This is a genomic window from Flavobacterium tructae (assembly GCF_002217475.1).
In the GTDB taxonomy this organism is placed as follows: Bacteria; Bacteroidota; Bacteroidia; order Flavobacteriales; family Flavobacteriaceae; genus Flavobacterium; species Flavobacterium tructae.
On sequence record NZ_MUHH01000026.1, the window covers coordinates 18,407 to 33,817 of the forward strand.

General features: G+C 37.6%; 12 protein-coding genes. 1 reads left to right on the plus strand and 11 read right to left on the minus strand.

Going from position 1 to position 15,411, the window contains the following annotated elements; genetic code table 11:
• Window positions 1–258 precede the first annotated feature (258 nt).
• From B0A80_RS12500 to B0A80_RS12525, 6 genes are all read right to left on the minus strand, one after another.
• Window positions 259–2,421 carry a S9 family peptidase gene (locus B0A80_RS12500; protein WP_089077483.1) on the minus strand — a complete coding sequence of 721 codons (2,163 nt, stop codon included), beginning with the start codon at window positions 2,419–2,421 and terminating at the stop codon, window positions 259–261.
• A 3-nt stretch (window positions 2,422–2,424) separates the two neighbouring features.
• A complete protein-coding gene (locus B0A80_RS12505) occupies window positions 2,425–3,720 on the minus strand; it encodes an aminopeptidase P family protein (RefSeq protein ID WP_070907771.1) in 1,296 nt (431 codons plus the stop codon).
• A 3-nt stretch (window positions 3,721–3,723) separates the two neighbouring features.
• Window positions 3,724–4,959 carry an NAD(P)/FAD-dependent oxidoreductase gene (locus B0A80_RS12510; protein WP_089077484.1) on the minus strand — a complete coding sequence of 412 codons (1,236 nt, stop codon included), beginning with the start codon at window positions 4,957–4,959 and terminating at the stop codon, window positions 3,724–3,726.
• 72 nt (window positions 4,960–5,031) lie between these two features.
• On the minus strand, window positions 5,032–6,042 hold the full coding sequence (locus B0A80_RS12515) for a 4-hydroxyproline epimerase (RefSeq protein WP_017494845.1): 1,011 nt from the start codon (window positions 6,040–6,042) through the stop codon (window positions 5,032–5,034).
• Window positions 6,043–7,629 carry an aldehyde dehydrogenase (NADP(+)) gene (locus tag B0A80_RS12520; protein WP_089077485.1) on the minus strand — a complete coding sequence of 529 codons (1,587 nt, stop codon included), beginning with the start codon at window positions 7,627–7,629 and terminating at the stop codon, window positions 6,043–6,045.
• 85 nt (window positions 7,630–7,714) lie between these two features.
• On the minus strand, window positions 7,715–8,629 hold the full coding sequence (locus B0A80_RS12525; RefSeq protein WP_070907957.1) for a dihydrodipicolinate synthase family protein: 915 nt from the start codon (window positions 8,627–8,629) through the stop codon (window positions 7,715–7,717).
• Window positions 8,630–8,807: 178 nt separating this feature from the next.
• On the opposite strand from B0A80_RS12525, the gene B0A80_RS12530 reads away from it, so the two are divergent.
• On the plus strand, window positions 8,808–9,653 hold the full coding sequence (locus B0A80_RS12530) for an AraC family transcriptional regulator (RefSeq protein ID WP_017494848.1): 846 nt from the start codon (window positions 8,808–8,810) through the stop codon (window positions 9,651–9,653).
• A gap of 173 nt (window positions 9,654–9,826) precedes the next feature.
• On the opposite strand, the gene B0A80_RS12535 is transcribed toward B0A80_RS12530, so the two are convergent.
• The 5 genes from B0A80_RS12535 to ribH all read right to left on the minus strand — a co-directional run bounded on the left by B0A80_RS12535 (window position 9,827) and on the right by ribH (window position 15,366).
• Window positions 9,827–10,843 carry an endonuclease/exonuclease/phosphatase family protein gene (locus B0A80_RS12535; protein ID WP_089059949.1) on the minus strand — a complete coding sequence of 339 codons (1,017 nt, stop codon included), beginning with the start codon at window positions 10,841–10,843 and terminating at the stop codon, window positions 9,827–9,829.
• 48 nt (window positions 10,844–10,891) lie between these two features.
• Entirely contained in the window at window positions 10,892–11,755 is an 864-nt protein-coding gene (locus B0A80_RS12540) for a rhomboid family intramembrane serine protease (RefSeq protein WP_017494850.1), read from the minus strand.
• A 43-nt stretch (window positions 11,756–11,798) separates the two neighbouring features.
• Window positions 11,799–12,611: a rhomboid family intramembrane serine protease gene (locus tag B0A80_RS12545; protein WP_026109805.1), complete on the minus strand. Its 813-nt coding sequence runs from the start codon at window positions 12,609–12,611 to the stop codon at window positions 11,799–11,801.
• A complete protein-coding gene (gene mutL, locus B0A80_RS12550) occupies window positions 12,611–14,575 on the minus strand; it encodes a DNA mismatch repair endonuclease MutL (protein ID WP_089077486.1) in 1,965 nt (654 codons plus the stop codon). Before mutL ends, B0A80_RS12545 begins: the two co-directional genes overlap by 1 nt.
• Before the next feature lie 218 nt (window positions 14,576–14,793).
• Complete coding sequence (ribH, locus tag B0A80_RS12555; RefSeq protein WP_017494853.1) at window positions 14,794–15,366, minus strand: 6,7-dimethyl-8-ribityllumazine synthase; 573 nt, start codon at window positions 15,364–15,366, stop codon at window positions 14,794–14,796.
• Window positions 15,367–15,411 lie beyond the last annotated feature (45 nt).

Consider the following 15,411-nt stretch of genomic DNA (forward strand, 5'->3'; position numbering starts at 1 on the left):
TGGTTTTATAATTAGTATTGGCAAATGTTTTGCTTTTTTGATAATTTTTATGATAATATATTATCGCAAAAACCTATTATATTACCCTTTTGTTACACATTTAATATTTTACATGTATTATCTTACCCTTTCAAATTCGCGCAACATACGTGCTTATTTTCTTACTTTTTGTATTTTTTTAATTGATTTTAGACCATAAAAAAAGGGAGAAATCCTTTTTACAGAAATTCTCCCTTTTTTTATGCTTTTAAAATGATTTTATTTCGCTCCCGGAGGACACTTTTCTTCAATAAATTTTATAAAAGTATCGACTAAATGTTTTCGGGTTCCTTCGCCTTCATGAATGCTGTGCGTACGATTTGGGTAGATCATTAAATTAAAAACTTTGTCGTATTTTATCAGTTCATCAATCAAAACTTCTGCATTTTTATAGTGCACATTATCATCGCCGGTTCCATGAATGTAAAGCAAATTTCCTTTTAAGTTCTTTGCGTGTGTTACGGGTGAAGCCTGAATGTAGGCGGCTCCATTTTCGTCCGGCAATCCCATATAACGTTCGGTGTAAATATTATCGTAAAAATGCTGATCGGTAACTGCTGCAATTGCTACACCGGTTTTGTATATTTCAGGGTACTGAAACATCAGGTTCAAAGTTACAGCTCCTCCTCCGCTCCATCCGTGTATGGCCACTCTGTTCGTATCAATAAAGTTCCATTTCAGTACTTCTTTGGCCGCCATAGCCTGATCACGGGTGTTGATGATTCCAATATTTTTATAGATTGATTTTCTCCATTTCCTTCCTTTCAAAACCGGAGTTCCTCTGTTGTCCATGGCAATCCCAATGTATCCTTTCGGAATTAACAAGTCAATAAATCCATTAAAATAAGGCATGTCATTCGCTACCGAAGCCATTGGCTCTCCATAAACATAAAAGAACACCGGGTATTTTTTTGTCGGATCAAAATCAAGAGGTTTTGCCATGATTCCATCGATTTCAACTCCGTCGACAGTGGCTACTTTGAATTTCTCTAATGAAAAGTCACGTGTTGGTTTTACAAAAACATCAGCCTCTTTTGGCAGTATTTTTTTATGATCGGAAAGTGAAACCAAACGTACATTAAAATCGCGATTGATATTAGAATTGGTGTGTTTAGCGTACGATCCGTCTGTCGAAAACTCATATTCATTAGTTCCTTCAAATACTTCCGGAGTTATTCTTTTGGTTTTAAGTGAATTAATATTCGTCTCATACAGATAACGCTGCGTAGCATCTTTTGGGCTTGCGATATAATAAATTGATTTTGTCTTGTCATTATAAGCTTTAAAATAAGCATCGAAATTTCCGGTTGTAATCAGTTCTTTCTTTTTTCCGTCACGGCTTATTTTGTACACGTGCATCCAGCCATCGGCATCTGAACTCCATAAAAAAGATTTACCATTGTCTACAAACTGACAAGGGAAACCATCGTACACGCCAGAGGAAATATCAAAAACATCAATCCATTCTGCTGACTTTTCCTGATATACCAAAGTTGCCTTTCCGGATTGTGTATTGCAATTGTAAATCGAAACCTGATTTTGATTTCGATTCAATTGTATGGCCATTACCTCATTTTTAGCTATCCATTCCATACGAACCAAATAATTATTATCCGGTTCTCCCGGAATATCAAGCCAGTTGGTTTTTAAAGAAGTGATATCAATAACTCCAATTTTTACAGCAGAAGGTTTTTCTCCAGCTTTTGGATATTCTACCGGAACTACAAATGGGTATAGAGCAGCTGTATTGTTAATCATTAAGTGAAACTTTGTCTCCGAAGCATCTACACGCCAAAAAGCAATACTTTTACCATCAGGACTCCAGCGAAATCCGTCACGCGCAGCCAATTCTTCTTCGTAAACCCAGTCAAAAGTTCCATTGATTACTTTATCAGTTCCATCTGTCGTTAAAGCGGTAATCTTTCCTGACGCCAGATTTTCAAGGTAAATATTGTGTTTTGAAACGTAGGCCACATTTTCGTTATCCGCAGAAAATTTGGCAAACATTAAAGAAGACTCTTCTAAACTGGCTCCCAATTTTCTTCCTTTTCCGGTCGTCAAGTCAAAAAACCAATAGTCGCCTCTTGTATTGGCTCTCCATACTTTTTTTGAGTTGGTATACACCAGAACTTTAGTTTTATTCTGGTTCCAGACTAATTCTTCTACTTCTCCGTTAAAACCTGCTGTTGTGAGCTGTTGTTGGGTTAAAACAGTGGTATTCTGATTGAGTTTATCCACATCATACACCAAAATATCCTTTCCGGAATTTACCCAAAACGAATGTGAATTGGGCAGCCACTTTAGTTCGTTAATATCAATATCCTTTTGAGCCCAAATGCCCGAGCAAACCAAAAGAAGCAGTAAGAAGTGTTTTTTAATCATGGTTTATTTAGTATTTAATAGCTGTTCTATTTCTTCAATTTCAATAGGCAATCCTTCAGATAAATTAATGTTTCCGTCTTCGGTTAACAAATAATCATTTTCCAGTCGGCAGCCAATTCCTTCTTCCCGAATATAAATTCCGGGTTCGCAGGTAAGCACCATTCCTTTTTCAAAAGGTTTGGAATACAATCCCACATCATGAACATCCAGTCCCAAAAAATGAGCCGTTCCGTGCATGAAGTATTTTTTGTACACAGGATTTTCGGGGTCTTGCGCTTCAATTTCTTCCAAAGTAATCAAACCTAATTTTACCAGTTCGGCTTCCACCAGACTTGCCATCTGCAATTCGTATTCTTTCGATAAAACACCCGGTTTTAAAAATTTTGATCCTTCTTTCAAACAGTGCAAAACGGATTGGTAAACTTCTTTCTGACGAGGAGAAAATTTTCCGTTTACCGGAAGACAGCGCGTAGTATCGGAATTATAATTGCCATAACAAACCCCAAAATCGACCAAAAGCATATCGCCGTCCTGACAAACCGAATCATTGGTATTGTAATGTAAAGCACAGGCATTCTTACCCGAAGCGATAATAGGTTTGAAGGCATGACGATTTCCTCCGTTTTTGATGTAATGGTACGCCAGCTCAGCTTCCAGTTCGTATTCTTTTACATTAGGTTTTACTGCTTTTAACAATGCTTTGAATCCTTCGATACTTATTACCACTGCTTTTTGAATTAAAGCAATTTCTTCTGCTGATTTTATTGGACGCAGCTCTCTTGTTATTTTGGCTACACGTTCGTAGTGATGCAACGGATATTTTTGTTTGCACCACTGAATCATTCGATCCTGACGGGTATTCATTTCCGAAGTTATTCTTTTAATGTGCTCGTTGTGCCCCAGATAAATGGCATCGGCCTCAAAGGCAAACAGCTGTAGGGCTTTTTCAAATTCGTGTATCCATTTTACATTTTTAATTCCGGAAAGCGCCGTAACTTTTTCTTTGGTCAAGAAATCTCCATCCCAGATTAATGTATGTTCAGTGACTTCTTTTACAAATAAAATAGCTCTGTTTTCTTCTTTAAAAGCATCGGGATAAAGTACCAAAATGGTTTCGTCCTGCTCAATTCCGGACAGATAAAACAAATCATTATTTTGCGCAAACCCCATAACATCATCTGTATTATTGGGCATCACATCGTTTGAAGTAAGAATAGCCAAACTGTTAGTCTGCATTTTTTCGATAAACCTCTTACGGTTATTTTCGAATAAAGAAGCCGGAATTGAATCGTATCTCATAATTTATAATTGAAACATTTTAGTATCAACCGAAGTTTTTTTGCCTGAAATAATCTCTGTGATTATTTTTCCGGTGGCTGGTGCAAGGCTTAAACCCATCATCGCATGTCCGGTGGCGAAAGTCAAATTTACAACTTTTTTGGCACGCGTAATGATTGGCATTCCCGAAGGTGTACAAGGTCTGAAACCAAACCAGGTATCCTTATTTTCAGGCATTCCTACCTGCATATCGGGATAAAACTCATTGATACTGTTTATGATTCCCTGTAATCTGTTCTTATTGATTTTGGTATCTCCGGTATGGGTAATCTCCATAGTTCCCCCAAAACGAATATCATTGTTCATAGGGGTTACAGCCACCTTTCCTTCACATAGAATCGAAGGAATCGAAGGTTTATGATCTTGATCCTTCAGTGTAAAACTGTATCCTTTTCCCGGTAAAATAGAAACTGAAATCCCGAGTTTTTTAGCCAATGAAGGACTCCAGGAACCGGCCGCCAACACAACTTCATCTGTGTTAAATGCACCTTTATCTGTTACGACCTTTGTAATTTTATGATGATCGAAAGTAAAATCCTGTACTGTTGTACCGGAGTAAATTTCTACTTTTAAACGTTTTAATTCTTCTTTGATAAACTGCATGAATTTTTGTGGGTATAAATGGGCATCGCCTTTATAATGTATCCCTCCTAAAATATCGGTTTTAGTACCGTTCTCTAATTTTGCAACTGCTGCCGCAGAAAGATAATCTACTTTTAAACCCAGTTTTTCGGCTTCTCGTCCTTCATGAAACATTTCATGTGCTACTTTATCCGTTTTATACAACATCAGAAGTCCTTTTTCTTCGTAGAAAAACGAATTGTTTTCTCTGGCAAAATCCTGATACAATTCTTTACTTAACAGTGACAAATCACGCAGTGCCGGCATTGCATTTGCGACGTGTTTCTCATTGGCGTGTTTGTAAAACTGCAGCCCCCATTTCATCAGATTGGCATCTAATCTCGGTTTTACATAAAACGGGCTCTGACTGTCGAACATCCATTTGATTCCCTGAGCAATCATACCGGGCTGTGCCAACGGAATAATATGCGACGGAACAATCATTCCGGCATTTCCATAAGAACAACCGTCATCCATAGGAGACTGATCAAAAATAGTTACCTCATATCCTTCTTTAGCCAGATAATAAGCGGTACACAAGCCTATTATACCTCCTCCAACTATACTTATTCTTTTCATTTGTACGAAATTAAAAAATTCATTGAAGAAGAATCTTATCCTCCTTCAATGAATCTAAATTTTTAATATTTTTTAAATTACCTGAAAACCATGAGCATACGGATCATTTGCTTCATCGATGATGATGGTGTTGTAACCGTATACTTTTGCCCAGCCCTGAATACTTGGTACAATCGCAGGAATCTCTCCAATTGAAGTTTCCTCCACCACTTTTCCAATGAACTTACTGCCAATATAACTTTCGTGAATAAAATCTTCTCCTACTTTAAGTTTCCCTTTGGCATGCAGCTGTGCAATTCTTGCTGATGTTCCGGTACCACAAGGAGAACGATCGATGGCTTTGTCTCCATAGAAAACAGCATTTCGACCTGACGATGTCGGATCTAAAGGCTCTCCCGTCCAAAGCATATGACTCACATCACGAATGGTATCATTTTCCGGATGGATAAAATAGTCCGGATATTTGGCATTAATTCTCTTTCGAACTTCCTGACTCAACTGGATAATTTTACCTGCCGAAAAATTCTGAATACCTGAAAAGTTTTCCTGTGGATCCACAATCGCATAATAATTCCCTCCGTATGCCACATCAAAAGTAATTTCTCCCAGTTCAGGACAATCAATAGTTAATCCTTCTGCTGCCAAATAGGACTTTACATTGGTCAGACGTACCCAGTCGACTTTGTTTCCGGTTTGCTGGTACTCAATATTCACAAGACCGGCAGGAGCTTCCATTCTTATTTTTCCCGGTATTTTTGGGGTTATCAAACCTTCTTCAATGGCAATGGTAATGGTACCAATGGTTCCGTGACCACACATTGGCAGGCAACCGGAAGTTTCGATAAACAAAATTCCAAAATCATTTGCAGGATCGCTTGGCGGATATAAAATACTTCCGCTCATCATATCATGTCCGCGGGGTTCAAACATTAGTCCTTTACGGATCCAGTCAAATTCTTTTAAAAAATGCTGACGTTTTTCGCTCATGTTAGCGCCAGTCAAATTAGGCCCACCGCCTGCCACCACTCTTACAGGATTCCCGCAAGTGTGTGCATCTACACAAAAAAAAGTCTTCTTTACCATTTATGCTATCTGGGATTTTGTTTGAATATTATTTAAGGTTCTTAAAATCTGTAATGGATTCTCGTTTTGCAATTCTGCAGGTAATAATTCATTGGGCCAATTCTGATAACTAAACGGTCGAACCCAGCGATAAACCGCATGAATTCCAACGGCAGTAAATCTCGAATCAGAAGAAGCAGGGTAAGGCCCTCCGTGAATCATTGAAGGACAAACTTCAACTCCTGTAGGAACACCGTTAAAAATCAATCGTCCCACTCTACTCTGCATCGCTGCAATTAATTCGTCCTGATTTTTCAATTCCTCAGGCTCTCCAATAATAGTACCTGTCAACTGCCCGTCCAATTGATTGATAATCGTCAGCAATTGTTGTTCATCATCGCATTGCACCAGTACCGAAACAGGTCCGAAAACCTCATGACTTAAGATTTTATTCTCTAAAAAAGTTTTCCCGTCTACGGTTAAAACTTTCTGTACTCCGTAATTTGGTGCCGCGTCACCTTTGTATTCTGCAATTTTTGCAACACCTTTCTGTGCCAGCATAGTTGCTGATCCTTCTTCAAAACCTTCTTTCATTGAAGGATGCAACATACAAAATGCTTCTATTTTTTCAATGGCCTGAGTTAATTCTTCTGAGAATTTATCTAACTCAGCTCCTTTAATTCCAAACAGTAATCCTGGATTGGTACAAAACTGACCTGCTCCAAGCGTGATAGATCCTGCATAAGCTGTAGCCCATTTTTGACTGTTTACCTTTACAGCATTTGGCAAAAGCACCACAGGATTTACACTTCCCATCTCGGCAAAAACCGGAATTGGCTCCGGTCGCTGTGCTGCCAGATCAAACAAGGCTCTTCCGGCACGGATACTTCCGGTAAAACCAACTGCTTTTACCAACGGATGTTTCACCAATGCAGTTCCAAGAGTTGTTCCCCCACCAATAAGATTGGAGAAAACACCTTCCGGCATATTTGTTTTTTGTGCTGCTTTTATAATAGCCGAAGCAACCATTTCGCCTGTTCCCACATGCATCGAATGACTTTTTACAATCACAGGACAACCCGCCGCTAATGCTGAAGTGGTATCTCCACCAGCTGTTGAAAATGCAAACGGAAAATTACTGGACCCAAAAACCACCACCGGGCCAAGGGGTACCAAAATTTTACGCAAATCTTCTTTTGGTGCAGGAACCCTGTCTGTTATTGCCGTATCAATTGCAGCCTGAACCCAGCTCCCTTCAATGAGCATTTGGGCAAACGCGCGTAGTTGACCAACCATTCTTCCGCGCTCCCCCTCCGCTCTGCCCATTGGAAAGCCGGATTCACTGCAATACTGAACTAACAAATCATTTCCTAAAGCTACGATTTCGTCAGCGATAGCATTCAAAAAACCGGCTCTTTCTAAACCGGAACATTTTTTATACGTTCCAAATGCCTGATGAGCCAAAGCAACTGCTTCTTCAATTTCTTCATGAGTTGCTTCTGTAAAAACCCAGGGATTTTCGACATTCTGCTGCGGATTAAATGTTTTAAATGTTTTATTGCCCCCAGCTTTTAGTGTACTTCCCACGTAATTTTTTCCTGTAATCATATTTCTTTTTTTGTTGTTTGAATAAATACTTTACAATTCTTAAAAGAAGAAATTTGTAAAACCAATTGTATCAGCTTACTTACTGTTACAAGTTTTTATAATCAGGCAAAGTTGGTCTTGATGCTAAGGATTTGGCAATAATATCTAAAACTTTTTCTCTTTCAGCTCCCTGAAGCGGTAATCTTGGTGCGCGAACATATTCTGTCCCGATACCTGTTGCTACTTCTGCAAGCTTAATATTTTGTACTAAAAATGAATTAATGTCTAATTCTAATAAAGGAAGAAACCATCTGTATATTTTCAAAGCCTCATCAATTCTTCCGGCTTTGGCTAATTTGTATATTGCAACAGTTTCTTTTGGAAAAGCACATACCAGACCTGAAACCCATCCGTCAGACCCCATCAATAAACTTTCTAAAGCCAGAGTGTCTACTCCTGATAAAATCTTTAATCGGTCACCGAAACGGTTAATCATTCTGGTAACATTAGAAATATCTCTTGTTGATTCTTTTACTGCCTGAATGTTATCAAACTTCAACAGTTCTTCAAACATATCCAGTGTAACTTCAATTTTATAATCTACCGGATTATTGTATATCATTATTGGAAGTGATGTATTTTTTGCGACTTCAGAAAAATACGTTACCGTTTCAAAATCAGAAGCTTTGTAACGCATTGGAGGCAGCATCATTAAACCTTTTGCTCCATCTTGTTCGGCTTTATTGGCTGCTAAAATTGCGGCACGTGTAGTTTGCTCTGCAATATTCATAATTACTGGTACCTGATTGTTTACCAGGCTAACCGTATTTTTTACCAATTCTCTTCTTTCCTCTTCCAAAAGAGTACTGGCTTCTCCTAATGTTCCGCCCAGAATTATTCCTTCAACACCTGCTTCTAATTGTGCTTTTAAGTTAACTTCAAACATTCCGAAGTCTAATTTATCATCTGCAGTAAATTTGGTTGTTACTGCCGGCATAACGCCTTTCCATTGAATACTCATAATATCGATTTTAATTAAAACCAAAATTATTTATATTGAACAAAGCAAGAGGCTTAAAAATTACCTCAAAACAATACTATATTACCCTATATAAACTGATTACACAAAAAACCAATTAATATATTGCTATTTTTTTGACAAAATAAAATATATTTGAATGAACTAACCTTGACCAACCATGAAAGTTTTTCCATTTAAAATCCCTAAATCGGGAGAAGATCCTCTTATATATCAAGAGGATAGAGAGATCGTGTTTTACGACAAACTCCATCAGCACGAAGAAATACAAATTAGTTTTATCGAAAAAGGACAGGGTGCCATATTTGCCGGAGATACCATCTCGCATTACCGCGAAGGCGATATCTTAATGATTGGAAGCAATTTACCTCATGTTTTCAGAAGTGAAGTATATGATAATGAATCTTCCATTATGCGTACCTTATTCTTTACCACAAACTCATTTGGAAAAGATTTTTTCTCGCTAACCACTTTCAAAAACATCCAGCCTTTTTTAGAAAACAGCAAAAATGGATTTATCACCCACAATCCCCCTAAAAAAATCGTCAAATCTTTTAAAAAACTAAACAAATCAGACAACTACGAACGCTTCATTTTGTTTCTGGAAATCATAAAGTGGCTTTCTAACAGCGAGAGAGAACAGCTCTCCAACCATTTGTACGATAAAAAAATCACAGATAATGAAGGGAAACGAATGCAGACGGTATTCGAACATGTTATGACCAACTACCAAAAAAACATTAACCTGGATGAGATTGCTTCTATTGCCAATATGACTAAAAATGCGTTCTGCCGGTATTTTAAAGTCCGGACCAACAAGTCCTTTTTCCAGTTTTTAATCGAAGTGCGAATCGAACACGCTTCCAAACTGCTGGCCAACAACAGTGAACTTTCGGTTCTCGAAATTGCCGAATTATGCGGCTTTAACAACATCTCCAATTTCAACAGAAAGTTTAAAGAACTCAAACAGACCTCTCCATTGCAATACCGAAAACTGAATCTATAAGTAGTTTACTGTGGCTTAACCGCAAGGGACGCAAAGTTTTTTTGTCTAAGTTTACACATATAAACGCAAGGTTCGCANNTGCGAACCTTGCGTTTATATAAAATCTAATAAGTAAAAATTCCTCGCGTCCTTTGCGGTTAAACATTCTCGCTCCTTACGCGATCCTAAAAACGCTACTCAATAGAAAGCCTCGTCATAATAGGATAATGATCTGAGTTTTCGAAGTCGGAAAAACTTTCAAATTGTTTGACTTTCATTTTACTATCCGTAAAAATATAATCAATACGTGCCGGATAATAACGAAACTTATAGGTGGCTCCAAATCCTTCTCCGGCTTCTTCAAAGGCGTCTTTGAGTTTTCCTTTGATATTTCGGTAAACATATGAAAACGGACTATTGTTCATGTCTCCACAAATAATAATCGGGTTTTTGCATTGTTTGATATTTTCTTTAAAGATCTCGGCTTGCTCCTGTTGTTGTCTAAATCCTTTACTGATTCGGGTATAAATTAACTGCGATTTTTCCTGATTAACATGATCAATATTATCTGAAATATCACTTACATCCGGCGAAATTTTTATAGACTGCAGGTGCATGTTGTACACACGAATAACCTCTTTACCTCTTTTAATATCGGCATAGATTACGTTATTATCTGAGTTGGGAAAGATGATATTTCCCTGATTAATAATAGGAAATTTTGAAAAGATCGCCTGACCGGTTTTAATTTTATTTCCCTCGATGAAAATGTAACGATGCGGATACACTTTCAAATCCAGATGAGCCGAGTTGGAATACTCCTGAATACACAGGATATCCGGATCTTTTTCGTCGATAAAAGCTTTTATATTGGAAGGAATATCGTCGCGGTCGAGCCATTTAAAGACATTAAAAAGACGCACATTATAGCTCATTACCGAGAAATCTCTCTCGTCCCTAACATATTCTTTTGTCGAGAATTTATAAAATTTACTGATAAAAGTAATTCCGGTTAACAATACCAAACCGGATAAAATAAGACGTTTTTTAAACTGAATTCCCCAATAGACAAAGAACAAACCATTGAGAACGAAGAAAGCCGGCATAAAGAGCGTTAAGACCGATAGAAGCGGAAAACTCTTTGGTGCCAGAAATGGTAAAATATAAATACTAAAGGTCAGTACAGTTAGCACTATATTCAAAAAGAACATTATTTTATTAAACCATGAAAGGTTTTTCATATTGCGGGCCTAAAACGATTATTTTCCAGCTTTAAATAAAAACTCTTTTTCTTCTTTTGTCAGACAATCATAGCCGGACTGGCTGATTTTGTCTAAAATTTCATCAATTTGTTGTTGCGTTTTGTCTTTCGTAACAATTCTTGACGTCACTTTTTCAGTAGGTTTTTTGTAATTTTTATGAACTTTTGTGAATGGGGTCGATGGAGATTTTTTAAACAAATTGGCAAAGAAATCTAATGTTCTGGAAACAATTTTACTAAGATCTGTACCGTTTTGAAGCAGCTTGATAAAAAGGAATCCAAAGAAAGCTCCTGCCAAATGCGAGATATGTCCTCCGGTATTGTCTAAACGAAACTGCATTAAATCAAGAACCAAAATCACAGCTGTAATGTGCCAAAGCTTTACATTGCCTATAAGCAGTAAACGCACATTCATCAATGGCTGATAAGTGGTAACACCCATCAGGATTGCCATGATTGCAGCCGAAGCTCCAACTATAGGCGCTGAAATATTTAAAAAATAAAAACTCAGTGCAAAAACAATCCCTGAAAAAATGGCTCCTAAAATATACAGTCCGAGATATTGTTTTTGGGTGAAGAAAGTCAGGAACAACTGACTTGCAAAATTCAACACCATCATATTAAACAATAAATGCAGAAAGCCATAATGAAAAAAAGCATACGTTAAAAATGTCCAGGGCTTGAACATAAAAACGGCAGGATCTGATGACAATGCCAGCCAGTTCGGAAAAGCAAACTGAGCTGTAGAAAAGTTATAGAATAACACTAATGAAATCAGGAAACAACCAATGTTCCAAAAAATAACACGCATGGCTATTCCGCCTAATCGATATTGTAATTTTAAATCATCCAGAATGTTCATAAAAGCTTTCTTTAGTTTTTATTTGCAATATTAAAGTTAAAAATTAATTCCAACGATTGTTATTAAACTGATTTTTTTTCCAGTACCACATCATGAAGTACCCAATGACCGCACCTCCAATATGAGCGAAGTGAGCGACTCCTGTACCTCCTCCTCCAAATATAGAATCTCCTTTGAAACCTAAAAACAAATCAATTGCTAAAATTCCTGGTACAAAATATTTCGCCTTAATCGGAATTGGTATAAACATCAATGCAAGCTCAGCATTTGGAAACATAAAAGCAAAAGCCACCAAAAGTCCGTAAATAGCTCCGGAAGCTCCTACCATTGGTACCTGAGTAATTACAGAAGCATTAAATAATCCTTTAAACCCTTCTTCAGTAAGATTGGTCTTTCCAACCCCTTCCAATATTGGCTTAATTTGATCAAAAAACAAATCGGATCTAAAACCCGACCCGTCACTAAAATTTACATTTAAGATCTGATGTAATGTCGCATCTGATAACCCTAAACTTCTTACCGGCTCTAAAGCTGCCTGGAATTGCAAATAATTTACCCCTATTTGCAATAAAGCGGCACCTAATCCACAGGAGATGTAAAAGAAAATAAACTTCTTTCCTCCCCAAAAATGTTCCAAGGCCGATCCGAAAGAAACCATCGCAAACATATTAAAGGCAATATGCAAAATACCGCCATGCATAAACATGTGTGTTATGGGCTGCCAGAGTTTAAAAAAATCGCTTTCCGGAAAAAATAATGCAAAAAACTGCTCGGAAACTGGTACTAACTGAGCCCCTATAAAAAATATGATATTAATTATAAGCAGTTGTTTTACTACAGGAGTCATGTTGTTCATCATAAGGCAAACTTTTTATCTATATCTTCTACACGCATGGTGATGAAGGTAGGTTTTTGAAAAGGTGAAATGTTTGGATCTTTGCAGGCAAATAATCCGTTAACCAGATTGTCCTGTTCTTTTTCGGTTAAATACGATCCGGTTTTAACCGCTAAACTTTTAGCCATCGACTTGGCAATAGTATCATTCTGACTGTAACTGTTGGCCGGAATTCCGTCCTGCAAATCACTTAATAATTGTTCGATAACCAGAGAGACTTCGCTTTCGGTAATGTTTACCGGAATTCCGGAAATCACAATATGATCAGTTTGAGCTTCATCAAAAACGAAACCGGTTGTTTCTAAAGAAGGTTTCAGTTCTTCGATCAGTTTCATTTCGGCCGAAGAATAAAATAAATTCAACGGAAACAATAATTGCTGACTAGAGGCCTGATTAACGGTCATATTCAACAAAAACTGCTCGTACAAAATACGCTGATGTGCTCTTTGCTGATCGACAATCACCATTCCGGACTTAATTGGTGAGACTATATATTTTTTATGAATCTGATACGTTCCCTGACTCGCTTGTTCAATTTCATTATCGTTAAATAATGAGGAGGTGACTTCTTCGTTTTCGAAGGTAAACGGTGAACTTTCGATACTTTCTGTCTCTAAACCAGTATATAAACTTTCCCAGCTTGCCGTTGGCTCGACTCTTTTAGAATAACCGGAATAAGAATTTGCTCCTGAGCTATAACTTGAGCCTGAACCTGAACCTGAATTTGACCCCGAACCAGATCCTGAGCTAAAACCAGAACCCGAACTAAAACCGGAACCTGATCCCGATTTTGCATAATGCTGATTGGTTTTATCATCTGTAAACGGGTTAAAAGTCCCGTCAACCTGAATCGTTGGCGTTTCGGCTTCTAAATCTTTATAATGATACGGAGTATCTAAATTGGCGTCACGCTCAAAATCTAAAACCGGTGCGACATTAAACTGCCCCAAACTGTGTTTTATAGAGGCTCTTAAAATGGCGTACAAGGCCTGCTCATCATCAAACTTAATTTCTGTTTTGGTAGGATGAATATTGATATCAATCGTATTGGGCGGAACTTTCAAATATAAAAAGTAACTTGGCTGCGAACCGTCTTTCAAAAGTCCGTCATAAGCCGCCATTACTGCATGATGCAGATACCCGCTTTTAATGAAACGATCGTTTACAAAAAAGAATTGCTCTCCTCTGCTTTTCTTCGCAAACTCTGGCTTGCAAACAAATCCCTGAACGTTAATGATCTCTGTATCTTCACTTACCGGAACCAATTTTTCATTGGTTTTACCGGACATAATTCCCACAATTCGCTGACGATAACCTGCCGCTGGCAAATTATACAATTCGCTTCCATTGTGGTAAAAGGTAAAATGAATATTAGGATGCGCCATTGCCACACGCTGAAACTCGTCCATAACATGACGAAATTCCACCGTATCCGATTTTAAGAAATTACGACGTGCAGGAATATTAAAAAATAAATTTTTAACCGCAAAAGAAGTTCCTTTAGGCAAAACAGCTTCTTCCTGCGACACAAATTTACTTCCTTCAATTACAATATGCGTCCCCAGTTCTTCCTGATCCTGTTTCGTTTTCATTTCCATGTGCGCAATCGCCGCAATAGAAGCCAATGCTTCTCCACGAAACCCTTTAGTATGAAGTGAAAAAAGATCTTCGGCCTGGCGTATTTTTGAAGTAGCATGACGTGCAAAACACAAACGTGCATCAGTTACACTCATCCCCATTCCATTATCGATAACCTGAACTAATGATTTTCCGGCATCTTTAATAATCAATTTAATGTCAGTTGCTTTCGCATCAACAGCATTTTCTAACAGCTCTTTTACAACCGAAGCAGGTCTTTGAACCACCTCTCCGGCAGCAATTTGATTCGCAACGTGATCAGGAAGTAATTGAATGATACTCGACATTAAAAAATTTGGGTTAAAGGTTGTCCATCGATTTTTATCGAAAATAATCCGTAAAATCTCAGGGTAATATTATTATTTCAATTCTGGTTTTTGAAACCAAGGTGTACAAATTTAATGAATTTCTGTTGGCTTTTTAAACAACAGCTATCATAAAAAAAACAAAAAACCTATACTATTTTACACAGTATAGGTTTTAGTATTATTAAAACAATTGTGTTTTATTCGTTCTCAATTTTTCTTGGCTTATCTTCGATCTGAAGTGCTCCTGAAGACAACAATGGTTGATTGAACGGGTGTGACATAGAAGCCTGTTGGCGAATATAAGCCATTTTGATTGCTGCGATTGCCGCTTCAGTTCCTTTGTTTCCGTGAATTCCTCCACTTCTGTCAATGGACTGCTGCATGTTATTGTCTGTTAAAACACAAAAAATAACAGGAATATCAGTCTGAACATTCAAATCTTTTATGCCCTGAGTAACACCTTCACATACAAAATCAAAGTGTTTTGTTTCTCCCTGAATCACACATCCAATTACAATTACCGCATCAACGTTTTGCGTTTGCAGCATTTTCTTGGCACCATAAACAAGCTCAAAACTCCCCGGAACATTCCAGCGGATAATTTGATGAGCCGGAACTTCACAATCAGTTAGAGCGTCAAAAGCGCCATTATAAAGTCCTTCGGTAACCGTTTCATTCCATTCAGAAACAACAATCCCAAATCGAAAATCTTTCGCATTTGGGATTGTGTTTTTATCGTATTCTGATAAATTTTTATTTTGAGTAGCCATCTGTATATTTTAGAGTATAAATTTTAGATTGCTAAAATACGAATC

What these genes read in the sequence shown, in the direction of transcription:
- B0A80_RS12510 (WP_089077484.1), bottom strand. Translation starts at nt 4,959, where the DNA reads ATGAAAAGAATAAGTATAGTTGGAGGAGGTATAATAGGCTTGTGTACC.
- B0A80_RS12500 (WP_089077483.1), bottom strand. Translation starts at nt 2,421, where the DNA reads ATGATTAAAAAACACTTCTTACTGCTTCTTTTGGTTTGCTCGGGCATT.
- B0A80_RS12520 (WP_089077485.1), bottom strand. Translation starts at nt 7,629, where the DNA reads ATGATTACAGGAAAAAATTACGTGGGAAGTACACTAAAAGCTGGGGGC.
- B0A80_RS12530 (WP_017494848.1), top strand. Translation starts at nt 8,808, where the DNA reads ATGAAAGTTTTTCCATTTAAAATCCCTAAATCGGGAGAAGATCCTCTT.
- B0A80_RS12515 (WP_017494845.1), bottom strand. Translation starts at nt 6,042, where the DNA reads ATGGTAAAGAAGACTTTTTTTTGTGTAGATGCACACACTTGCGGGAAT.
- B0A80_RS12535 (WP_089059949.1), bottom strand. Translation starts at nt 10,843, where the DNA reads ATGTTCTTTTTGAATATAGTGCTAACTGTACTGACCTTTAGTATTTAT.
- B0A80_RS12545 (WP_026109805.1), bottom strand. Translation starts at nt 12,611, where the DNA reads ATGAACAACATGACTCCTGTAGTAAAACAACTGCTTATAATTAATATC.
- ribH (WP_017494853.1), bottom strand. Translation starts at nt 15,366, where the DNA reads ATGGCTACTCAAAATAAAAATTTATCAGAATACGATAAAAACACAATC.
- B0A80_RS12525 (WP_070907957.1), bottom strand. Translation starts at nt 8,629, where the DNA reads ATGAGTATTCAATGGAAAGGCGTTATGCCGGCAGTAACAACCAAATTT.
- B0A80_RS12540 (WP_017494850.1), bottom strand. Translation starts at nt 11,755, where the DNA reads ATGAACATTCTGGATGATTTAAAATTACAATATCGATTAGGCGGAATA.
- B0A80_RS12505 (WP_070907771.1), bottom strand. Translation starts at nt 3,720, where the DNA reads ATGAGATACGATTCAATTCCGGCTTCTTTATTCGAAAATAACCGTAAG.
- mutL (WP_089077486.1), bottom strand. Translation starts at nt 14,575, where the DNA reads ATGTCGAGTATCATTCAATTACTTCCTGATCACGTTGCGAATCAAATT.